This is a genomic window from Dactylosporangium sp. NPDC051087 (genome assembly GCF_055586325.1).
In genome coordinates this window covers 268,760-288,740 of record NZ_JBVJIJ010000009.1, presented here as the reverse complement: position 1 = coordinate 288,740, position 19,981 = coordinate 268,760, and the positions used below count along the sequence as shown (strand labels likewise).

General features: G+C 74.1%; 20 protein-coding genes. 10 read left to right on the top strand and 10 right to left on the bottom strand.

The window, feature by feature from the left end:
- Positions 1–3 precede the first annotated feature (3 nt).
- Complete coding sequence (locus ACZ6TV_RS19565) at positions 4–504, bottom strand: ArsR/SmtB family transcription factor (RefSeq protein WP_465298614.1); 501 nt, start codon at positions 502–504, stop codon at positions 4–6.
- Between the two features lie 93 nt (positions 505–597).
- On the opposite strand from ACZ6TV_RS19565, the gene ACZ6TV_RS19560 reads away from it, so the two are divergent.
- Entirely contained in the window at positions 598–1,503 is a 906-nt protein-coding gene (locus ACZ6TV_RS19560) for a hypothetical protein (RefSeq protein ID WP_465298613.1), read from the top strand.
- Here the strand turns inward: ACZ6TV_RS19560 and ACZ6TV_RS19555 are convergent.
- Positions 1,457–1,852 carry a winged helix-turn-helix transcriptional regulator gene (locus ACZ6TV_RS19555; protein ID WP_465298612.1) on the bottom strand — a complete coding sequence of 132 codons (396 nt, stop codon included), beginning with the start codon at positions 1,850–1,852 and terminating at the stop codon, positions 1,457–1,459. The two genes, ACZ6TV_RS19560 and ACZ6TV_RS19555, sit on opposite strands and share 47 nt — an antisense overlap.
- A 48-nt stretch (positions 1,853–1,900) precedes the next feature.
- On the opposite strand from ACZ6TV_RS19555, the gene ACZ6TV_RS19550 reads away from it, so the two are divergent.
- Both ACZ6TV_RS19550 and ACZ6TV_RS19545 read left to right on the top strand, forming a co-directional pair.
- Complete coding sequence (locus ACZ6TV_RS19550; RefSeq protein ID WP_465298611.1) at positions 1,901–2,593, top strand: NAD(P)-dependent oxidoreductase; 693 nt, start codon at positions 1,901–1,903, stop codon at positions 2,591–2,593.
- Between the two features lie 87 nt (positions 2,594–2,680).
- Positions 2,681–3,922 carry a lipase/acyltransferase domain-containing protein gene (locus ACZ6TV_RS19545; RefSeq protein ID WP_465298610.1) on the top strand — a complete coding sequence of 414 codons (1,242 nt, stop codon included), beginning with the start codon at positions 2,681–2,683 and terminating at the stop codon, positions 3,920–3,922.
- 3 nt (positions 3,923–3,925) lie between these two features.
- Here the strand turns inward: ACZ6TV_RS19545 and ACZ6TV_RS19540 are convergent, their stop codons facing one another.
- Positions 3,926–4,960, bottom strand: coding sequence for an aldo/keto reductase (locus tag ACZ6TV_RS19540; RefSeq protein WP_465298609.1), 1,035 nt, complete (start codon positions 4,958–4,960; stop codon positions 3,926–3,928).
- An 85-nt stretch (positions 4,961–5,045) separates the two neighbouring features.
- On the opposite strand from ACZ6TV_RS19540, the gene ACZ6TV_RS19535 reads away from it, so the two are divergent.
- Positions 5,046–5,645, top strand: a complete 600-nt coding sequence (locus ACZ6TV_RS19535; protein WP_465298608.1) for a TetR/AcrR family transcriptional regulator — start codon at positions 5,046–5,048, stop codon at positions 5,643–5,645.
- An 84-nt stretch (positions 5,646–5,729) separates the two neighbouring features.
- On the opposite strand, the gene ACZ6TV_RS19530 is transcribed toward ACZ6TV_RS19535, so the two are convergent.
- Positions 5,730–5,858 carry a hypothetical protein gene (locus tag ACZ6TV_RS19530; protein ID WP_465298607.1) on the bottom strand — a complete coding sequence of 43 codons (129 nt, stop codon included), beginning with the start codon at positions 5,856–5,858 and terminating at the stop codon, positions 5,730–5,732.
- A 34-nt stretch (positions 5,859–5,892) separates the two neighbouring features.
- Here ACZ6TV_RS19530 and ACZ6TV_RS19525 point away from each other — a divergent pair, with 34 nt between their 5' ends.
- Genes ACZ6TV_RS19525 through ACZ6TV_RS19510 form a run of 4 tightly spaced genes read left to right on the top strand, consistent with a single transcriptional unit; the run spans position 5,893 to position 11,987 of the window.
- Complete coding sequence (locus ACZ6TV_RS19525) at positions 5,893–7,839, top strand: PAS domain S-box protein (RefSeq protein ID WP_465298606.1); 1,947 nt, start codon at positions 5,893–5,895, stop codon at positions 7,837–7,839.
- A 40-nt stretch (positions 7,840–7,879) separates the two neighbouring features.
- A complete protein-coding gene (locus ACZ6TV_RS19520) occupies positions 7,880–8,836 on the top strand; it encodes a TIGR03885 family FMN-dependent LLM class oxidoreductase (RefSeq protein WP_465298605.1) in 957 nt (318 codons plus the stop codon).
- A gap of 40 nt (positions 8,837–8,876) precedes the next feature.
- Positions 8,877–11,588, top strand: a complete 2,712-nt coding sequence (locus ACZ6TV_RS19515; protein ID WP_465298604.1) for an ATP-binding protein — start codon at positions 8,877–8,879, stop codon at positions 11,586–11,588.
- Positions 11,589–11,612: 24 nt separating this feature from the next.
- Positions 11,613–11,987, top strand: coding sequence for a response regulator (locus ACZ6TV_RS19510; RefSeq protein ID WP_465298603.1), 375 nt, complete (start codon positions 11,613–11,615; stop codon positions 11,985–11,987).
- A 13-nt stretch (positions 11,988–12,000) separates the two neighbouring features.
- Here ACZ6TV_RS19510 and ACZ6TV_RS19505 read toward each other — a convergent pair whose 3' ends face one another.
- From ACZ6TV_RS19505 to ACZ6TV_RS19480, 6 genes are all read right to left on the bottom strand, one after another.
- The gene (locus tag ACZ6TV_RS19505) at positions 12,001–13,161 is read right to left on the bottom strand and encodes a sensor histidine kinase (RefSeq protein ID WP_465298602.1); all 1,161 of its coding nucleotides are present in this window, start codon (positions 13,159–13,161) and stop codon (positions 12,001–12,003) included.
- Positions 13,162–13,204: 43 nt separating this feature from the next.
- Entirely contained in the window at positions 13,205–14,797 is a 1,593-nt protein-coding gene (locus ACZ6TV_RS19500; RefSeq protein WP_465298601.1) for a sensor histidine kinase, read from the bottom strand.
- Positions 14,798–14,835: 38 nt separating this feature from the next.
- A complete protein-coding gene (locus ACZ6TV_RS19495; RefSeq protein ID WP_465298600.1) occupies positions 14,836–15,741 on the bottom strand; it encodes a DnaJ C-terminal domain-containing protein in 906 nt (301 codons plus the stop codon).
- The gene (locus tag ACZ6TV_RS19490) at positions 15,734–16,192 is read right to left on the bottom strand and encodes a nucleotide exchange factor GrpE (RefSeq protein ID WP_354779045.1); all 459 of its coding nucleotides are present in this window, start codon (positions 16,190–16,192) and stop codon (positions 15,734–15,736) included. Before ACZ6TV_RS19490 ends, ACZ6TV_RS19495 begins: the two co-directional genes overlap by 8 nt.
- A gap of 4 nt (positions 16,193–16,196) precedes the next feature.
- Positions 16,197–18,077: a molecular chaperone DnaK gene (dnaK, locus tag ACZ6TV_RS19485; protein WP_465298599.1), complete on the bottom strand. Its 1,881-nt coding sequence runs from the start codon at positions 18,075–18,077 to the stop codon at positions 16,197–16,199.
- A gap of 124 nt (positions 18,078–18,201) precedes the next feature.
- The gene (locus ACZ6TV_RS19480) at positions 18,202–19,134 is read right to left on the bottom strand and encodes an acetamidase/formamidase family protein (RefSeq protein WP_465298598.1); all 933 of its coding nucleotides are present in this window, start codon (positions 19,132–19,134) and stop codon (positions 18,202–18,204) included.
- 87 nt (positions 19,135–19,221) lie between these two features.
- On the opposite strand from ACZ6TV_RS19480, the gene ACZ6TV_RS19475 reads away from it, so the two are divergent.
- Both ACZ6TV_RS19475 and ACZ6TV_RS19470 read left to right on the top strand, forming a co-directional pair.
- Positions 19,222–19,548 carry an STAS domain-containing protein gene (locus ACZ6TV_RS19475; protein WP_465298597.1) on the top strand — a complete coding sequence of 109 codons (327 nt, stop codon included), beginning with the start codon at positions 19,222–19,224 and terminating at the stop codon, positions 19,546–19,548.
- Entirely contained in the window at positions 19,545–19,934 is a 390-nt protein-coding gene (locus ACZ6TV_RS19470; protein WP_465298596.1) for an ATP-binding protein, read from the top strand. The genes ACZ6TV_RS19475 and ACZ6TV_RS19470 overlap by 4 nt, the downstream gene beginning before the upstream one ends.
- The last annotated feature ends 47 nt before the right edge of the window (positions 19,935–19,981 follow it).

The window sequence follows — 19,981 nt, the reverse complement described above, 5'->3', positions numbered from 1 at the left end:
CCTTCAGCGGCGGGCGGCCGCCAGGATGACCATGAGTGGCACGACCCGCTCCGGCGGCACCGTGTACTGCCCGCGGGCGCTGGTCCGCAGCCAGCCGGCGGCGGTCAGCTGGCGCAGGTGGTGATAGAGCTGGCCGCTGGTGCCGAGGCCCTCGGTCTCGGCGAGGTCGGTGCTGGTGTGGACGCCGCCGAGGATGACCCGCAGCAGCCGCAGCCGCATCGGGTGGGCGAGCGCGGTGAGGGTCGGCGCGAAGTCCGACCAGTCCTCGTCGAGCAGCCCGTCCACCGGCGCGCCGAGCTGCCACTCGTAGTGCTCGGCGGTGGGCAGGTCGACGGTGCCGGTGAAGAGCACCGCCCCTGGGCTCGGCGCCAGCTCCTTCAGCCGGTCGAGCGCCCAGAACACGGACCCCGGCGGCTCAGGCTCCGGTGCCGGGCCGCGGCCCGGGTCCGGCTCGGCGAAGACCTTCGCTTCGAGCGCCGCCACCCGCTCCTCGAGACTCGCCATACCTACGACAGTACGTAATTACGTAAAATCGTGCAACCGATGCTGACCGAACGGGCATAGGTGATCGCACGTGCGGGCCTTAAGGTCTCGCGAGTGACCGTCGATGCCGGCCGCCCACCGCGGCCCACCCAGGTGACCGTGGCGTTCTGGCTCCAGCTCACCGCGGTCGCCCTGCTCCTGACCCTCGTCGGCGTGGCCGTCGCCCACGCCGTGCACTACGACGGGCTGATCTCCAGGGCCGCGGCGGCCGTGCCCGACGCGGACCCGGGCGAGGTGAGCGGAGAACGCACCGGCAACATCTTCGCGACGCTGTTCGTCGGCGTGCCGACGCTGCTGCTGGCGATCTGGCTCGGCGTGACGGCACTGCCGATGCTGCGCGGCAGCAACCTCGCACGCGTCTTCGTCTTCGTCGCGGGCGGCGCGCAGCTGGCGCTGGCGATGATGCAGTTCTGCGGCGGGTTCCTGTTCCTGCCGCTGCTGCTCACGGCCGACTTCAGCGAGGGGAGCGGCGGTGACGTCATCGTCGAGGACGGTGTGTCGTGGGAGGAGTCGGGGTTCCTCGAGAAGCTGTACAACGACGACGAGACGTTCTCCGACCTCTTCTTCCTGAGCGGCGTGCTCACCGTGATCGCCGTGCTGACGATCAGCGCCGCGGTGGTGCTGCTCGTCGCGCTGCCGCCCGCGCACCGCTACTTCGTCCCGCGCGCGGCCGGCCCGGACCCGGCAGGGTTCGCGCACCCGGCAGGGTTCGTGCAGCAGGCAGGGTTCGTGCAGCCGGCGGCGTTCGCCTACCCGGCGGGATACGTCCAGCCCGGGCCGTACTTCATCTGCCCCGACCCGTCGGCGCACTTCCAGCGGCCCGCCGCACCGGAAACGCCGACGTCCGAGGCGGCGCCGACCACGCCCGCCGCCGAGGCGGCGCCGGCCACGCCCGCCTCCGAGGCTGCGCCGGTCACGCCGGCGAAGGTCGTGCCGGAGACGCCGCCGGCGCAGCAGTAGTCGAGGCCGCCCGGGCGGCCAGCAGGGCGGGCAGGTGCGCGGCGCTCCACGCCCGCACCGCCGCGATGAGCGTCAGCAGGCTGCGGCCCAGGTCGGTCAGCGCGTACTCGACCCGCGGCGGGTGTCCCGGATGGGCGGTGCGCACCACCAGCCCGTCGCGCTCCATCGCCCGCAGCGTTTCCGTGAGCACCTTCGGCGTGACGGCGCGCAGCGGGACCCGCAGCTCGTTGAAGCGGCGCGGCCCGTGCTCCAGGCACAGCACCACCATCGCCGTCCACTTGTCGCCGATCTGGAACGGCAGCGCGCCCGACGGGCACACCGGGTCGAACATCGCCGGGTCGAGGTCCATCCCAGTACCTTTGCAGTAACCGGCCCCGCCGCACATACCCTCCGGGCCATGAGCGACATCGTCATCTTCGGAGCGGGCGGCAGGGCGGGACGGGCGGTCACCGCCGAGGCACGCGCCCGCGGCCATCAGGTCACCGCCGTCGTCCGTGACCCCGCCCGGCACCCCGATCTCGCCGGTCTCGGCGGTCCCACGGGTCCCGCCGGGGACGGCGTGCGCGTCGTGCGCGGCGACGTGCGCGACAGGGCGGCGACGGCGTCGATCCCGCGCGGGCACGCCGCCGTCGTCAGCGCCGTCACCCCGGCGTCGGACCCGGCCGCGCTCGCCGCGCTCGGGCCGCTGGACGAGGCGTTCTTCACCGACGCCGCCGACGCGCTCGTCGACGGGCTGCCGCGGGCCGGGGTGCGGCGGCTCGTCGTCATCGGCCTGTTCGCCACCCTGCTCGGCGCCGACGGCCGGCCCGTCCACGACGACCCGGCCGCGTTCCCCGCACGGCTGCGACCGTTCGCGCTGTCGCACGCGGATGGCCTGGATCGCTTGCGCACGACCGGCGAAGCGCTCGACTGGCTCGTGCTCACCCCGCCGGCGGGACTCGACCCCGCGGGTCCCCGGCTGGGCCGCTACCGGACCGGCGGCGACACGCTGCCCGTGTCGGGGCTGTCCTACGCCGACCTGGCGGTCGCGGTGCTCGACGAGATCGAGACGCCCACGCTGCACCGCACCCGCGTGTCGATCTTTCAATGAGGCAAGGGCTCGACTTCCGGCGCGGCGGGATAGATACTGCACTGACAGTGCACAATCATGCCCGCCTATTCCAAGGGGACGTCCAGCATGATTCGCCTCCTGCTCGTCGCCGCGCTGCTGACCACGGCGACCCCGGCGATCGCCCACCACGACGAGCGCCGCCCGGTCGTCTTCGTGCACGGGTCCGCCGGGTCCGCGCAGCAGTACCAGACCCAGGCCAAGCGCTTCGCGAGCAACGGCTACCCGGCCGCGCTCGTCGAGGCGCACGAGTACGACTCCACGTTCACGCTCAACACCCTCGACCAGGTGTGGGCCGGTCTCGACGCCCGCATCGACCGCCTGTCCCGCGCCGGCCGCGGCGGCAAGGTGGACCTGGTCGCGCACTCCCTCGGCACGTTCGTCGTGCAGGGGTACCTCAACAGCAGCCCGTCCCGTGCCGCCCGCGTCGCGCACTACGTCAACCTCGACGGGCGCACCGCCGCCGCCCCGCCGGGTGGCGTGCCGACGCTCGCGATCTGGGGCGAGGGCGACCCGGCCCGCGCTGTCGCCGGCGCGACCAACGTGGCACTGCCCGAGCAGTCCCACACGCAGACGGTCACGTCGGTGGAGAGCTTCCGCCACGTGTACCGCTTCCTGACCGGCCGCGACCCGGCGGTGACGCGCGTGCTGCCGCAGCGGCGGATCACCCTGTCCGGCCGGGCCGTGCTGTTCCCGGTCAACGCCGGCGTCCCGGCCGGCACGCTGCGGGTCTACCGGCTCGACCGGCTCGGCACCCGCACCCGGCTGGTCGCCACCGCCCCGCTGTCCGGCGACGGATCATTCGGCCCGATCGAGGCGGACGGCGACGCGCGGTACGAGTTCGCGATCCTCCGCGACGGCGCGCCCACCCACCACTTCTACTTCACCCCGTTCCAGCGCTCCGACCGCCTGGTCCGGCTGCTCACCAGCACGCCCGGCGAGGGCCTCGGCGCCCTGGTCGAGAGCGGCGACCAGCACGCGGCGATCGTGGTCAACCGCAACAAGGAGTGGTGGGCCGGCAGCGACCGGCTGCGCATCAACGGCCTGGACGTGCTCAACGAGGCGAACAGCCCGCGGGTGAAGCGGGTCATCGGCATCTTCGCCTTCGACAGGGGCAGCGACGGCGTCACCGACCTGTCGGCGCCGCTGCCGGAGTTCTACGCGCAGACCTTCATCACCGGCATGGACGTGCACATCCCGGCCCGCGGCCGCACCGTCGTCGCCGCCGTCGAACGCGGCACCGGCACCCTCACCGTCCTGCCGATCCCCGCCTGGCCTTCCACCGGGCACCGCAGCACCGTCAACCTCTGATCCTCACACCGGCGCCGGGTTGAGCCGGGCGAAGCCCTCCTGGCGCTGGTACGGGAAGTGCGGGTACGGCGCCGTCCGGGCGCTGGCCGCGTCGAGGCGGGCGAGCTGCTCCGGCGTGAGCGACCAGCCCACGGCGCCGAGGTTCTGGCGCAGCTGGGCCTCGTCGCGGGCGCCGATGACGACGGAGGCGACGGTCGGGCGGTGCAGCAGCCAGTTGATGGCGATCTGCGGCACCGCCCGGCCGGTCTCCGCCGCGACCTCGTCGAGCGCGTCGACCACGGTGTAGAGGTGCTCGTCGTCGACGGGCGGGCCGAAGGAGGCGGTCTCGTGCAGGCGGCTGCCGGCCGGCGGCGGGGTGCCGCGCCGGATCTTCCCGGTGAGCCGGCCCCAGCCGAGCGGGCTCCACACGACGGCGCCGAGGCCCTGGTCGAGGGCGAGCGGCAGCAGGTCCCACTCGTAGTCGCGGCCGACCAGCGAGTAGTAGACCTGGTGGGCGACGTAGCGCGGGTGCCCGTGCCGGTCCGCGGCGGCGAGCGACTTCATGATCTGCCAGCCGGCGAAGTTGGACACGCCGAGGTAGCGGACCTTGCCCGCACGGACCAGGCCGTCGAGCGTGGACAGCACCTCCTCCACGGGCGTGCCGGCGTCGAACGCGTGCAGCTGGAACAGGTCGATGTGGTCGGTGCCGAGGCGGCGCAGCGCGGCGTCGCAGGCGCGGAACAGCCGGGACCTCGACGAGCCGGCGTCGTCCGGGCCGTCGCCGGTCGGCAGGCTCGTCTTCGTGGAGAGCAGGACCCGGTCGCGGCGGCCCTTGACGGCCTGGCCGAGGACCTCCTCGGAGGCGCCGCCGGAGTAGACGTCGGCGGTGTCGAACATCGTGACGCCCGCGTCGAGGCAGATGTCGACGAGCCGCCGCGCCTCGCGGGCGTCGGTGGTCCCCCACGCGCCGAAAAGCGGCCCGCTGCCGCCGAACGTCCCGGCGCCGAAGCTCAGCGCGGGCACCTTGAGCCCTGACGCTCCCAGCCGCCTGTACTCCATGACATCCCCTTAATGGAACTGCGGTCCCGTTACTGACTCGGCTACGCTAGCACCGGCGGTCGGCAAACGGAACTGGAGCACCGTTATGACGGGGAACACGCGGCCCGGCGGGCGCACGGCGCGGGTGCGGGAGTCGGTGCTCCGCGCCGCCGGCGACGCCCTCGCCGAGCACGGCCTGGCGAACCTGGACCTCGCGGACGTGGCGCGGCGGGCCGTGGTGGGCAAGACGACGGTGTACCGGCGCTGGGGCACGGTCCCCGGTCTCGTCGCCGACCTGCTGCTCGACATGGCGGAGCAGTCCCTGCCGCGCGCGGACACCGGCTCCCTCGACGGCGACCTGCGCGCCAACGCCCGGCTGGTCCAGCGGACGCTGAGCGACCCCCGGCAGGGCCCGTTGTTCAAGGCTGTCATCGCGGCGGCCGCCGCCGACCCGCGCACCGCCGCAGCGCTGCACGGCTTCTACGCCACCCGGATCCGGGAGTGGGCCCCGTGCGTCGACGACGCCATGACGCGCGGGGAGATCCCGCCGGGCACCGACGCGCACGAGGTGATCCGGGCGGTGTCGGCGCCGCTGTACTACCGGCTGCTCGCCAGCGGCGACCCGCTCGACGAGGCCGCCGCCGACACCGCGGCCGGGGCCGCCGCCGCGGCCGCGCGGGCGGGCGTCTTCGTCCGACAAAAATAGACGGGGTGCGACCGGGCCGGCGGTCAGGACAGGCGTTGCGCGATCCACGGTGCGAACAGCGCCGGCGGCGGTCGACCAGGGACGTCACCGGATGAACGCCGTCGCCAGGTCGGCGTCGTGCACGGCGGCCAGTCGCAGGCGGCGCAGCGGCTCGGGAGGGGCGGCGGCGTCCGCGCCGGTGGCCAGGGTCCACGGCGCGTCGAGCAGGCGCACTCAGATGTCCCGTCCGGCGTCCGATAGGACCGGCATGCCCGAGGAGCTGTACCTGCTCGGCAACCTCGTGATCATGGTGGCCTACGTGGCGATCATGGTGGCGATCGTCGTGCCGGTCGCCCGGGCCGGGCAGCTGCGGAGCAACAAGCTCGCCGTCGCCACCGCGCTGATCTTCTTCAGCTGCGCCGTCGGGCACGGGCTGCACGCGCTGACGGCGGTGCGCGTGCCGCCGGCGCACACCGGGCATCTGACGCAGCCGGGCTGGTCGTGGACGGTCGCGTCGTGGGACGTCTTCACCGCGATCGTGGGCGTCTACTACTGGACGCTGCGGCGCGGGTACGGCGTCCTGCTGGACAAGGGTGCCATGTATCCGGACCCGTGGCGGCAGGACCGGCTCGACGCCGCCGGTGAGCGCGAACGCGCCGCCCAGGCCAGCGCCGACAACCACCGGGCGATCCTCGCCGCCGTCGTCGAGCACACCGCCGACGCCATCATCGGCGCCGACCCGGACGGGGTCATCACGGCGTGGAACAGCGGCGCCGAGCGGCTGTTCGGCTACACCGCGCAGGAGGCGATCGGCCGGTCGGCGCGGATCGTGACCGCCGGCGACAGCACGGGCGAGCAGGCGCGCCTCATGGACCGCATCCGCGCCGGCGAGCGGAGCCTCTCCTACGAGGCGCACCGGGTGCACAAGGACGGCTCGCCGCTCGAGGTGGCGTTCACCGTCGCCCCGATCCAGGACAAGGCGGGCACCGTCACCGGCATCTCCGTCGTCGCGCGGGACATCGCCGCGGCGAGGGAGGCCGCGGAGCGGCAGCGCGCCATGCAGGAGCGGACGCACCAGGCGCAGCGGATGGAGAGCCTCGGCAAGCTCGCCGGAGGCGTCGCGCACGACTTCAACAACCTCCTCGCGATCATCGTCAACTACACCGACTTCGCGGTCGCGCAGAGCCAGGGCGACGCCGTGCGGGCCGACCTCGCGCACGTGCGGACCGCCGCGGACCGCGCCATCAACCTGACCCGGCAGCTGCTGACGTTCACCCGCGGCGACGCCATCCAGCCGCAGGACGTCGACCTGAACGCCGCGGTCGGCGAGGTGCAGACGATGCTGGAGCGCACCATCGGCGAGCACATCACGCTCATCACCGTGCCGTCCGCGCAGCCGCTGACGGTGCGCGCCGACCCCGGCCAGATCCAGCAGGTGCTGCTCAACCTGGCGCTCAACGCGCGCGACGCGATGCCCGACGGCGGCACTCTCGTCATCGAGGCCAACACCGCCGACCTGACCGGTGAGGAGCTCGACGTCCAGCCGCAGCCGGCCGCCGGCCGCTACGCCCGGCTGCTCGTCAGCGACACCGGCGAGGGCATGGCCCCGGACGTCGCCGCGCACGTGTTCGAGCCGTTCTACACCACGAAACCCCGCGGGCAGGGCACCGGCCTCGGGCTGTCCACGGTGTACGGGATCCTGGCCGAGGCGGGCGGCAGCATCAACCTGTACACGGAGGCCGGCGTCGGCACCACGTTCCGCGTGTACCTGCCGCTGGTCACACAGTCCGGGCCGGAACGGGTCGCGGCGCCGCGACGGTCCGGCCCGCCGCGCGGGGACGGCCGCACCGTCCTCGTCGTGGAGGACGAGCCGGCGCTCGCCCGGGTCATCACGCGCATCCTCGGCGGTGCCGGCTACCACGTCGTGGCGTGCACGAACGGCGAGGAGGCCCTGGCCGCGGACGCGCTGCGCCCGTGCGGGATCCTGCTCACCGACGTCATCATGCCGGGCATGTCGGGGCGGCGGCTCGCCGAGTGCCTGCACGAACGCCGGCCGGGCCTGCCGGTGCTGTACATGTCCGGGTACAGCAACGGGCTGCTCGGCACCACCCACGTCCTCGACGAGGGCATCGCGTTCCTGGAGAAGCCGTTCACCGCCGACCAGCTGCTGCACAAGCTGCACGACGTGCTGGCCGGCGCCCCGGTGCCCGGGTGAGCGTGTTGCGTGCCGGGGCGGGTGGGGTAACAGCCGTGGCATGACGGTCTTCGGGTTGCACAACTCGCACGAGCAGATCCACCCGTCCTCGCTCCTCGCCGCGGTGCGGCGGGCCGAGTCGGCCGGGTTCACCGCCGCCATGTGCTCCGACCACTTCTCGCCGTGGAGCGAGCGGCAGGGCCAGTCGGCGTTCGCGTGGTCGTGGCTCGGCGCGGCGTTGCAGGCGACCTCGCTGCCGTTCGGGATCGTCAACGCGCCCGGGCAGCGCTACCACCCGGCGATCATCGCGCAGGCGATCGGGACCCTCGCGGCGATGTACCCGGGACGGTTCTGGGCGGCGCTCGGCACCGGCGAGGCGAGCAACGAGCACATCACCGGCGACGGCTGGCCGCGCAAGGACGTCCGCAACGCGCGGCTGCGCGAGTGCGTCGACGTGATCCGGGCGCTGCTCGCCGGCGAGGAGGTCAGCCACGACGGCCTGGTGACGGTGGACCGGGCCCGGCTGTGGACCCGGCCCGAGGAGCCGGTGAAGCTCGTCGGCGCGGCCGTCAGCGTCGAGACCGCCGGCTGGGTGGGCCAGTGGGCCGACGGGCTGATCACCGTGAACCAGCCGGTCGAGCACCTCCGGCGGATGATCGACGCGTACCGCGCCGCCGGCGGCCGCGGCGAGCTCTGCCTGCAGGTGCACCTCAGCTGGGCGCCGACGCGCGAGGAGGCCCTGGCGGTCGCGCACGAGCAGTGGCGCAGCAACGTCTTCGCCCCGCCCGTCTGCTGGGACCTGGACACCGCCGAGCACTTCGACGTCGTCTCCGCGGACGTCACGCCGGAGCGGGTCGCGAAGACCGTGCACGTCAGCGAGGACCTGGGCCGGCACGCCGAGATCCTGCACCGCTACCTGGAGCTCGGCTTCGACCAGATCTACCTGCACCACGTCGGGCAGCAGCTGGACGAGTTCATCGACGCGTTCGGCGGGAAGGTCCTGCCACAACTGCGCTAGGAAAACCGAAGGTGCTCCGGCGGCCCGCCGATAACGTGGTATGTGGTCCGTCCCGCGGCGGGTCCGGCGGGTCGTGTCCCGCGCCTGGGTCCTCGCCGCCGTCGTCGCGATCCTCGCCGCGGCGGTGTCGATCACGGCGGGGACGCTCCTCGCCCGTTCCCAGCACCGGGAGACGGCGCAGGCGCTGGACCGCAAGGTCGGCGCGGTCGCCACCGCGATGACCAACGAGACCGGCCGGTACGTCGACACGCTGCGCACCGTGGCCGCGGCGGCCGGCGCGTTCGAGCCGCTCACCGCGGAGAAGTTCGCCCGGGCGATCCGGCCGCTGCGGTACATGGCCCTCGCCGGCGCGTCGTCGATCGTGTTCGCGGTGCCGGTCGCCAACGACGACATCGGCCGGGTGCAGGGGCTGTGGCGGCAGCGGGGCGCGCCGGACCTGACCCTCGACGCGCGCACCCCGGGCCCGGACCACATCTTCACCATCTTCAGCGAACCGTTCGACGGCTCGACCAAGCTCGGCGGCGGCGGCATCGACGTCAACCAGTCCCCCGCGCCGACCCGGGCGCTGCAGGAGGCCAGGCGGTCCGGTGAGGTGACCGTGTCCGACACGTACCTGCTGATCAGGGACCAGAGCATGCCCGAGGCGCAGCGGCAGCAGTCGTTCATCCTCGCCGCGCCCGTCTACGCCTCGCACGACGCCCCCGAGGAGTCCGCCCCGGTCGAGGACCGCCCGTTCCTCGGCTGGGTGCTGATGGGGCTGCGGGGGCAGGACTTCCTCACCGCCGCCGTGCGGCGCAGCAGCACCCAGAGCACCGCCGACGTGACACTGACGGCGCGCGACGCGGCCGGGCGGACCAGCGTCGTGGCGGCGGTCCGGGCCGACACCGACCGGCGCCGCACCGAGCACCGCACCGACGACGTCCCGGTCGCGCAGACCTGGTGGCGGGTGCGGGTCAGCGTGGTCGCCGCAGACCTGCCGGGCGCGGGACAGTTCCCGGCCGCGATGACGGGCGCCGGGCTGGGCCTCGGCGGGCTCCTCGCCGCGCTGACGTTCGTGCTGGCGTCCGGCCGGTCCCGGGCCGCCGCCCGGGTGCTGACCGCGACCGCGCAGCTGCGGCGCACCGAGGCCGAGGCACGCGGGCAGGCGGACCTGCTCGGCGCGGTGCTGGACAGCGTCGGCGACGGGGTCATGGTCGTCGACGAGCGCGGCGGGATGCTGCTGCGCAACCCGGCCGGCGACGCGCTGCTCGGGGTCGAGGACAACGGCGGTGGCAGGGACGCCTGGCCGGAGCTGTACGGCGTGTTCAGGCCCGACGGCACGACCGCCTTCGCCGCCGAGGACCTGCCGCTGGCGCGCGCCCTGGACGGCGAGGCCAGCGAGCAGGTGCCGATGGTCATCCGCAACCCGATGGTCCCGGACGGGATCGTCATCACGGTGTCGGCGCGGCCGCTGCACGGCAGCGCGGGGCGCTCCGGGGCGGTCGCGGTGTTCCACGACATCACCGAGCGGGCCGCCGCGGAGCGGGCGATCGCCGAGGCGAACACGGCGCTGCGGGCGGAGCTGACGCTGCGCGAGGCGGCCGAGGCGGAGCTGCGCGCCGCGCGGGACGACCTGGCCGCCGAGCAGGCGTACCTGCGGCAGATCCTCGACGCGCTGGACGTCTCCGTCATCACCTGCGACGCCGACGGGATGATCGTGCACACCAACCGGGCGGCGCGGGCCGCGCTGCCCGGCGCCGGGACGGACGCGCCGCTGCCGGTGACGGAGAGCGGCCGGCTGCTGCGGATGACGCACCCGGACGGGACCGCGTTCGACGACTACGACCTGCCGCTGCTGGTGGCGCTGCGCGGCCAGCGGGTCGACGGCGTCGAGGCGCACGTAACCGCCCCCGACGGGCACCAGGGCGTGGTCATGATGCACGCCCGGCCGCTGCGGGACCGGGACGGGCACATCATGGGCGCGGTCGCCTCGTCGTACACCATCACGGCCCTGCGGCAGCGGGAGGCCGAGCTGACCGCGTTCGCCGGCATCGTCGCCCACGACCTGCGCAGCCCGCTCACGGCGATCGGCGGCTTCACCGAGTACGTCCGGGAGTCGCTCGGCGACCGGCTCTGCGGGCAGGAGCACCGCGAGGAGCGGGAGGTGCTGGACCGGGCCCTCGCCACGACGGCGCGGATGCGGCGGCTCATCGACGACCTGCTCGGCTACGCCGCCGCCCGCGACGCGGTGCTGGACGCCCGCGACCTGGACCTGCGGGCCGTCGTCGACGACGTGGTCACCGAGCGGCTCGCCGCGCAGGCGGTCGACCCGACGACCCCGCCCGCGCAGATCTTCATCGGCGCGCTGCCGTCGGTGCACGCCGACCCGGCGCTGCTGCGGCAGCTGCTGGACAACCTGATCGGCAACGCGCTGAAGTACACGCCGCCCGGCCAGCCGGCCCGGGTCGACGTGTGCGCGACCCCGAACGGCGACTGGGTCCGGGTCGACGTCGCCGACCGTGGCATCGGCATCCCGCAGGGCGAGCACGACGCGATCTTCACCGGCTTCCACCGGGCGCACCGCGCCGCGGGCTACGCGGGCACCGGCCTCGGCCTCGCCATCTGCCAGCGGGTGGTGGAGCGGCACGGCGGCACGATCTCCGCCAACGACAACCCCGGCGGTGGCGCGCGGCTGTCCTTCACGCTGCCCACGGCGCAGTCGGCCCGGTTCCACGCCCGCTCACGCATCTCCTCGGATCAACCGTTCGGATGATGCCAGGTCAGTACAATGGCGGATATGGCAACAGTAGTGGTTGCTGACGACGACGCCGACATCACCGACGTCGTCGCCACGGTCCTGCGCCGCGCCGGGCACGCCGTCGTGACCTGCGCCGACGGCGAGGAGCTGCTGGCCGCGGTCAGAGCGCACCGGCCCGACGTGATCGTCACCGACCACCAGATGCCGGCCCTGACCGGCCTCGAAGCGCGCGGGCGGCTGCTGCAGGACCCGTCGACCGCCGGCATCCCGGTGATCGTCGCGTCCGGCTCCGTCAGCGGGGCGGACGCGGCCACGGTGCTCGTCCCCGGCGACCGGCTGCTCGGCAAGCCCTTCACCAGCGCCCAGCTGCGCGACGCCGTCGCCGAGGCGGCCCTGCACCGCCCCGCCGGCTGACCGGCCGGCCCTTCTAGCGGGCCGGCAGGGTGATGACGAAGCGGGCGCCGGGGTCGGCCGGCTCGTAGACGAGGTCGCCGCCGTGGGCACGGGCCAGCTCCCGCACGATCCACAGCCCGAGACCGACCGACGCCGCGTCGCCCCCGCCGCCGTACCGGGTGAACAGCGTGCCGACGGCGTGCGGCGGCACCCCGGCACCGTGGTCACGGACCGCGATGGCGACCGTGACCCCGTCGAGCATCCCGGCGCTCACACAGATCGGCGCGGCGCCGTGGCGCATCGCGTTGCCGATGAGGTTGACCAGCATCTGCTCCAGGCGGTCCGGGTCCGCCGTCACCGTCAGGCCCTCCTCGACGTCGATCTCCGCGTCGGCCCGCGGGGTGAGGCCGACCGCGTCCGCCGCCGCGGCCCGCACCGGCACCGTGCGCAGGTCGAGCTTGAGCGCGCCGTCCTCGACCCGCCCGACGTCGAGCAGCCCGCTGGCCAGCCGCGCGATCCGGGCCACCTGGCGCGACGCGGCGGCGGTCAGCCGGGCCCGGCGCTCCGGCGGCATGGCGGCGTCCTCGTCGAGCAGCTCCAGGGCACCCTGCACGGCCGTGAGCGGCGACCGTACGTCGTGGGCCAGGGTCAGCATGAGGGAGGCGCGCCACCGCTCGGCCGCGGCGACCTCGGCCCGCGCCTTGCGCCACTGCCGCACCCGGCCGGCGATCAGGACCGCGACCGCGGTCACGACCGGCACGAACACGACGGCGCTGCCGACGACCTCGGGCGGCTGGTCCGCGGCGATCAGCGGCGCGACGTACGCGACCGCGGTCAGCGGCGACAGGGCGTAGGCGACCCAGGCCGGGTGGTGCAGCCCGAGCCAGGCGAACAGCAGCACGAAGAACGGCCCGGTGCCGCTGGCGATCCCGCCGAACGCCCAGGTGGAGAACGCCAGCACCAGCAGCGCCGGGAAGGTCAGGACCGCCGTCGCCCGCGGGTGCAGCCGCTGCCAGGGCAGCCACCACGCGACGGCGGCGATGCAGAAGTCGGCGGCGGCGACCAGGAGCAGGTCCCGGTCACGGCTGTGCGGCTGGGCGGTCCCGAGGATGCCGAGGACCCCGGCGAGCAGGAACAGGCCGGCCGCGGCGCGGGCCGCTCCGACGCTCCCGTCAAATCCGCTGCTTCGCCACATTACGGACTGATTGTATGGCGACACGGTCCGTGTCCGGCCCGCATCAGCGAGCGGCGAGCACCTCCGGCGCGTGCGTCGCGTCCTGTGCCGGTGCCGGCAGGTCGGCGACCGCGCGGGGCAGCGTGAAGACGAAGCGGGCGCCGTCGCGGTAGGTGTCGTCGAGGCGGATCGTGCCACCGTGGAACTCGACCACCTTCTTGCACACCGCCAGCCCGATCCCGGTCCCCGTGTAGGTCTCCCGCGAGTGCAGCCGCTGGAAGATGACGAAGATCTTGTCCGCGTACTTCGGGTCGATGCCGATGCCGTTGTCCTCGACGCCGAAGCGCCACATGCCGTCCGCCTCGTCGACCTCGATCCGCACCACGGGGTCCCGGTCCGGGTGCCGGAACTTGATCGCGTTGCTGATGAGGTTCTGCCACAGCATCGTCAGCAGGGTCACGTCGCCGGGCACGGTCGGCAGCGGCGGGCGCTCGATCCGGGCGCGGCGTTCGGTGATCGCACCGGCGAGGTTCGCCTCCGCCTGCGCGATCACGTCGTCGAGCTCGACGGCCTGGCTGTCGTCGTACATCCGGCCGATCCGGGAGAAGGTCAGCAGGTCCGTGATCAGCCGCTGCATACGGGTCGCCCCGTCGACCGCGAACGCGATGTACTGCCGGGCCTTGTCGTCGAGCTGGTCGCTGTACCGGCGCTGCAGCATCTGGCAGAACGAGGCGACCTTGCGCAGCGGCTCCTGCAGGTCGTGCGAGGCGACGTAGGCGAACTGCTCCAGGTCGGCGTTGGAGCGGTGCAGCTCCAGCTGCTGCTGCTCCAGCTGCGCCCGGGCCCGCTGGCTGTCGACGAGCGCGTCGACGATCCGCCGGCGCATCGTCTCCACGTCGCCGGTCAGCTCTGCCAGGTCGGCGGGTCCGCGCACCTCCAGCCGGTGGTCGAACTCGCCGCCGGCGACCCGGCGCACGCCGGTGCTGAGCCGGTCCAGCGGGCGCAGCACCACCACGCGCAGCAGCACCGCGATCGCGGCGATGAACAGCAGCAGGAACGCGATCATCCCGATGAACACGCCGTCGCGCAACCGCCGGGCCGCCTCCAGGTCCGCGCGGGCCTGCTCCCGGATGACGGCGAGGTGCCCGTCGAGGGTCGCGATCCGGTCGCGGACCGCGTCGAACGCGGCCTTGCCGCCGAGGATGACCTCGACCGCGGACCTCGGGTCGGCGCCGCGGCGGCGGCTCTCGATCGACGGGTCCGCGACGCCCGCCCGCCACGCGCGCGCCTGCGCCTCGACCTCGTCGAGGTCGGCCAGCGGCAGCGCCTCCCGGGCGAGCAGCTGCCGGATCCGGGCCAGCAGGGTGCGCTCGTCGGCGAGGCCGCGGGTGTACGGCTCCAGGAACCGCTCGTCCCCGCTGAGCAGGAAGCCCCGGACGCCGGTCTCCTGGTCGACGAGGGCGGCGGTGAGCTCCACGACCGCGGTGCGGGCCGGGGAGATCCGGTCGCTGAGCCGGTTGGAGACGCCCGCGGTGCGCGTCAGCTGCGCCGCGCCGACCACGGCGCCGGCCAGGACGACGACGACCATCGCGATCAGGACCGATGCGAACCATCGGGAGCTGCTCCACCGGTCCGGGTGGCCATTCGCGCCAATCACAGCAGCACCGTACGCGATCGGCGGTGCCGGCGCGCGGCTCAGCGTTGCCGCGGGTCGTACCCCGACGCCCTGCCGAGCTCCTCGAACAGGTGCCGCTCGGGCTCCGTCAGCCGCGCCGGGACCATGATCTTGACTTCGGCGTACAGGTCGCCGGGATTGCCGCGCGGGTTGGGCAGCCCCTGCCCGCGCAGCCGCAGCCGCCGCCCGGTCGACGTCCCCGCGGGCACGGTCACGCGGACCGGGCCGCCGGGCGCGTCGAGGGGCACGCTCGCGCCGAGCGCCGCCTCCCACGGCGTCAGGGGCAGGTCGAGCACGACGTCGCGGCCCTCGACCCGCAGCCGCGGGTGCGGCGTCAGGTGCACGACCAGGTAGAGGTCGCCGGGCGGGCCGCCGGCGACGCCCGGGTTGCCCTGGCCGGCGAGCCGGATCCGCTGCCCGTCGATGACCCCGGCGGGGATGTTGACGTCGTAGCGGCGGGGGTGGCCGTCGGCGCCGGGCAGCGTCACCTGGCGGCGGCCGCCGCGGTACGCCTCCTCGACGCCGACCGTGATCTGCGCCTCGGTGTCGGCGCCGGGAACGGGTCCGGTGCCGTACCTGACGCCGCCGCCGCCGAACATGCTGCCGAGCAGGTCCTCGAGGTCGACGTCGACGGTCTGCGCGGCGCCTCCCGGCCACCGCGGCCCGCCCGCGAACCCGGGCCCGGCCCCGGCCTCGACGCCGGTCCTGGCCCTGGTCCTGGCCCGGTCGTGTCTCGCCCGGCGCTCGGGGTCGGACAGCACGTGGTACGCCTCGTTGATCTCCTTGAAGCGTTCCTCGGCGCCGGGTTGCTTGTTGATGTCGGGGTGCTGCCGGCGGGCCAGGGTCCGGTAGGCGCGCTGGATCTCCTCCGGTGACGCGTGCCTGGCCACGCCGAGCACCTGGTACGGGTCGCGGGACTCAGCCACCGTCGTCCCCCAGCGGGGCCGGCGCGCTCACCGCGACGACCGCCGGCCGCAGGAGGCGCTCGCCGTCGCCGTACCCCGGCCGCAGCACCCGGACGACGGTGCCCGGAGGCGCGTCGCTGTCGCGGACGACCTCCGCCGCCTCGTGCCGCACCGGGTCGAAGGGCTCACCCACCTCGCCGATCGGCATGAACCCGAAGCGGGCGAGGACCGCGAGCGCCTGCTCCCGGACCCCGGCGACCCCCTCGACGATGGTGGCCGGGTCGGCGTCGCCGTGCCGCAGCGCCAGGTCGAGGTTGTCCAGCACGGGCAGCCACGCGGTGGACACGGCGATCCGCTCCTCCTGCCGCTGCCGCGCCGACTGCCGCTCGGCCCACTTGCGGGTGTTCTCCACGTCGGCCGCGGCCCGCTGCCACCGCTCGGTCAGCTCCGCGACGTCCTGATCCTGGGTCATGGCGTCACCCGGTGTTGAAGTCGGCGTCGATGACGTCGTCGGCGTCCTGCGGCGGCGCGCTGCGCGGCTGGCCCGGCTGGCCCGGCTGGCCCTGCCGGCCGGCGCTGCTCAGGGCCAGGGTCATCTGCCGCAGGTCCTCGGTCAGCTGCCGCATCCGCGGTGCCGGCTCCTGCTCCCGGACTGCGCGGCGGGCCTCCTCGACGAGCATCGTGGCGCGGGCCCGCTCGTGCTCCGGCACCTCGCCGCGCTCCTGGAGGCCGCGTTCCAGCTGGTACGCCGCGCTGTCCAGCTCGTTGCCGGCGTCGACGCGCTGCCGGACCTGCTGGTCCTCGGCCCGGTGCTCCTCGGCCTCGCGGACCATCCGCTCCACGTCGGCGGCGTCGAGGGTGCCGCTCTCGGTGATGGTGATCTTCTGCTCGGCGCCGGTGTCCTTGTCCTTCGCGGACACGTTCAGGATGCCGTTGGCGTCGACGTCGAACGTCACCTCGACCTGCGGGGTACCGCGCGGCGCCGGCCGGATGTTCTCCAGCCGCATCCGGCCCAGGACCCGGTTGTCGGCGGCGCGCTCCCGCTCGCCCTGCAGCGCGACGACGTCGACGGCCGGCTGGTTGTCCTCGGCGGTGGAGAACGTCTCGGCCCGCCGGGTCGGGATCGTCGTGTTCCGGTCGATGATCTTCGTCATCAGCCCGCCGAGGGTCTCGACGCCCAGCGACAGCGGCGTCACGTCGAGCAGGACCACGTCCTGCACGTCGCCCTTGAGCACCCCGGCCTGGATGGCGGCGCCGAGCGCGACGACCTCGTCCGGGTTCACGGACATGTTCGGGTCCTTGCCACCGGTGAGCCGCCGGACCAGCGCCTGCACCGCCGGCATGCGGGTCGCCCCGCCGACGAGGATCACCTCGTCGAGGTCGCCGTCGCTGATCTTCGCGTCCTGCATCGCCTGGCGCACCGGGTCCATCGTGCGTTCGAGCAGGTCGTGGGTCAGCTCCTCGAACGTCGCCCGGGTGAGCGTCATCGTCAGGTGCTTGGGCCCGGTCGCGTCGGCGGTGATGAACGGCAGGTTCACCTGCGTCTGCGTCACCGACGACAGCTCGACCTTGGCGCGCTCCGCGGCCTCCGTGAGCCGTTGCAGCGCCTGCGGGTCGGAGCGGATGTCGATGCCGGTCTCGCTCTGGAACTGCCCGGCGATGTGCTCGACCAGCCGGTGGTCGAAGTTGTCGCCGCCGAGGTGCGTGTCGCCGGACGTCGCCCGGACCTCGACCACGCCGTCGCCGACGTCGAGGATGCTGACGTCGAACGTGCCGCCGCCGAGGTCGAACACGAGGACCGTCTCGTGGCCCTGCTTGTCCAGCCCGTACGCGAGCGCGGCCGCCGTCGGCTCGTTGATGATCCGCAGCACCTCGAGCCCGGCGATCCGGCCGGCGTCCTTGGTCGCCTGCCGCTGCGCGTCGTTGAAGTACGCGGGGACCGTGACGACCGCCTCGGTCACCTTCTCCCCCAGGTGTTTCGCCGCGTCGTCGGCGAGCTTGCGCAGGATCTGCGCGGACACCTCCTCGGGCGACAGCTGCTTGCGGCGCACGTCGAACCGCACCATGCCGTCGGGCCCGGGCTCCACGTCGTAGGTGACGGTGCGGGACTCCTCGCCGACCTCGTCGAACTTGCGGCCGATGAAGCGTTTCGCCGACGAGATCGTGCCCTTGGGGTTCAGGACGGCCTGCCGGCGGGCGAGCTGCCCGACGAGCCGTTCGCCGCTGTCGGTGTACGCCACCACGGACGGCGTCGTCCTGCTGCCCTCAGCGTTCGGCAGCACGGTCGGCCGGCCACCCTCGAACGCGGCGATCACCGAGTTGGTCGTGCCGAGGTCGATTCCCACAGCGCGTGCCATGTGCGCATCCCCTCTCGAGCCCTGCTGGCATGCCGCCTCCAAGGCTCACCGCGCGCACACGTCCGCCGTCTCACCCGCACCGGGTGGTCGGCCCCGCCGCCCAGAGCTGCGTCCGGCGCGGCGCTCAGGTGAAGGTGATCGCGCCGTCGTCGAGGACGGCGTGCACGCCGACGACCCGGTTGACGATCTGCGTGACCCGCAGGTCGACCGCGACGCTGCACAACGCGACCGCGTCGGCGCGCTCCACCCCGTGCAGCCGGGCCAGCAGCGCGAACATCGACTCGAGGGCGGCGTACGCGGCGTCGTCGAGGGTGTCGCCGAGGCCCATCGTGAGCCAGGCCGTGCCCGTACGCGCGACGGGGCCCGTGACGGGGAAGTCGTCGCGCACCGTGAACGTCAGCGTCACCCGGTCCATCGGGCACTCGATGGCCGTGCCGCTCACCTCGCCGTCGCCCTGCGCCGCGTGCCCGTCGCCCACGGAGAACAGGGCGCCGTCGACGGGGATCGGCAGGAACAGCGTGCTGCCGGCGACGAGCTCCTTGCAGTCGAGGTTGCCGCCGTGCACGCGCGGCGGGATCGTCGAGTGCTCACCGGGCTCGGCCGGCGGCATGCCCAGCACGCCCATGAACGGGCGCAGCGGCACCGTGTGGCCGTGCTGGTTGCGGCCGGTCATCGCGGCCGGGTCGAGGTCCCAGGCGTGCACGACGCCGTCGTTCTCCAGGTGGTACCGCCGGTTCGGCCCGCTCGGCCAGCCGCCGGCGACCGTGGTGCCCCAGGCGGCCGGCACGACCGCGTCGACGCGGACCTCGAGCGTCTGCCCGGCCGTCGCGCCCTCGACCGCGACCGGGCCGACGAGGGCGTGGCCGTATTCGGGGCGGTGCTGCGGGACCCGCGGCCGGTCCGGCGGGTGCTCCCCGGCGTAGGGGGCCGCGGACCACCAGCAGTCCAGGGTGCGGAAGGTGACGCTGTCGCCGGACCGCACCGTCAGCGCCGGCGGGTAGCCGGGCGAGAAGAAGCCGTGCAGCGTCCGGTCGCCGGGCTCCAGGGAGTGCTCCATCGGTGACAGTCAACCAGGCCGGCCGTGCCGGGTGCCATGATGGGAGCCGGGAACAGCTCGGTGCGACATGAAGGGTGCTGAAGCTCGATGGCGCTGTTCGAGGCCAAGACGGCCGCCGTGGACGGCCGGGCCGTCGTCTCCCTGGTCGGCGAGTGCGACCTGAGCACCCGCGACGAGCTGACGAGCGTGCTGCTGGCGGCCGTCGAGCTCGCGCCGGTCGTCGTCGTGGACCTCGCCGGGCTGCGCTTCCTCGACTCCAGCGGCGTGCACGGGCTGATCACCGGTCATCACGCCGCCCGGCGGCAGGGACACCGGCTGCACGTGGTCAACGCCGGCGGGACCGTCGCCCACGTCCTGGAGCTGACCGGCGTCGGCGACCTCCTCGCTCCGCCGGCCACGGGACGGACCTCATGAGCGCCTCCGCCGACGCCGGCGCCATCGACTACGACGACGCCGGGGACCTCGGCGCGGTGCGGGCGTTCGTCCGCGCCCACGCCCTCGCGGCCGGCCTGCCGGAGGCGCGGACCGAGCTGCTCATGCTCGCGGTCAACGAGCTGGCGACGAACACGCTGCAGCACACCACGAGCGGCGGCCGGGTCCGGCTGTGGACCGACGGCGGGCAGATCGTCTGTGACGTCGTCGACCAGGGACCGCCGCGGGCGCTGCCGCAGCCGATGCCACCGGCGGACGCGGCGCGGGGCCGGGGGCTCGCCATCGTCGAGCGGATCTGCGACCGGGTCGAGACGGTCGGCGGCCCGGACGGCACCACGGTCCGCCTGCACCTGCACCTGCACCCCTGAGCCGCCTCTGAGCCACCTCTGAGCCACCTCTGGGCCACCTCTGGGCC

Coding starts and splice junctions, on each gene's coding strand:
- ACZ6TV_RS19470 (WP_465298596.1), top strand. CDS start 19,545: ATGAGCGCCTCCGCCGACGCCGGCGCCATCGACTACGACGACGCCGGG.
- ACZ6TV_RS19550 (WP_465298611.1), top strand. CDS start 1,901: ATGAGCGACATCGTCATCTTCGGAGCGGGCGGCAGGGCGGGACGGGCG.
- ACZ6TV_RS19515 (WP_465298604.1), top strand. CDS start 8,877: ATGTGGTCCGTCCCGCGGCGGGTCCGGCGGGTCGTGTCCCGCGCCTGG.
- ACZ6TV_RS19525 (WP_465298606.1), top strand. CDS start 5,893: ATGCCCGAGGAGCTGTACCTGCTCGGCAACCTCGTGATCATGGTGGCC.
- ACZ6TV_RS19545 (WP_465298610.1), top strand. CDS start 2,681: ATGATTCGCCTCCTGCTCGTCGCCGCGCTGCTGACCACGGCGACCCCG.
- ACZ6TV_RS19520 (WP_465298605.1), top strand. CDS start 7,880: ATGACGGTCTTCGGGTTGCACAACTCGCACGAGCAGATCCACCCGTCC.
- ACZ6TV_RS19490 (WP_354779045.1), bottom strand. CDS start 16,192: ATGACCCAGGATCAGGACGTCGCGGAGCTGACCGAGCGGTGGCAGCGG.
- ACZ6TV_RS19555 (WP_465298612.1), bottom strand. CDS start 1,852: ATGGACCTCGACCCGGCGATGTTCGACCCGGTGTGCCCGTCGGGCGCG.
- ACZ6TV_RS19505 (WP_465298602.1), bottom strand. CDS start 13,161: ATGTGGCGAAGCAGCGGATTTGACGGGAGCGTCGGAGCGGCCCGCGCC.
- ACZ6TV_RS19475 (WP_465298597.1), top strand. CDS start 19,222: ATGGCGCTGTTCGAGGCCAAGACGGCCGCCGTGGACGGCCGGGCCGTC.
- ACZ6TV_RS19510 (WP_465298603.1), top strand. CDS start 11,613: ATGGCAACAGTAGTGGTTGCTGACGACGACGCCGACATCACCGACGTC.
- ACZ6TV_RS19565 (WP_465298614.1), bottom strand. CDS start 504: ATGGCGAGTCTCGAGGAGCGGGTGGCGGCGCTCGAAGCGAAGGTCTTC.
- ACZ6TV_RS19480 (WP_465298598.1), bottom strand. CDS start 19,134: ATGGAGCACTCCCTGGAGCCCGGCGACCGGACGCTGCACGGCTTCTTC.
- dnaK (WP_465298599.1), bottom strand. CDS start 18,077: ATGGCACGCGCTGTGGGAATCGACCTCGGCACGACCAACTCGGTGATC.
- ACZ6TV_RS19540 (WP_465298609.1), bottom strand. CDS start 4,960: ATGGAGTACAGGCGGCTGGGAGCGTCAGGGCTCAAGGTGCCCGCGCTG.
- ACZ6TV_RS19535 (WP_465298608.1), top strand. CDS start 5,046: ATGACGGGGAACACGCGGCCCGGCGGGCGCACGGCGCGGGTGCGGGAG.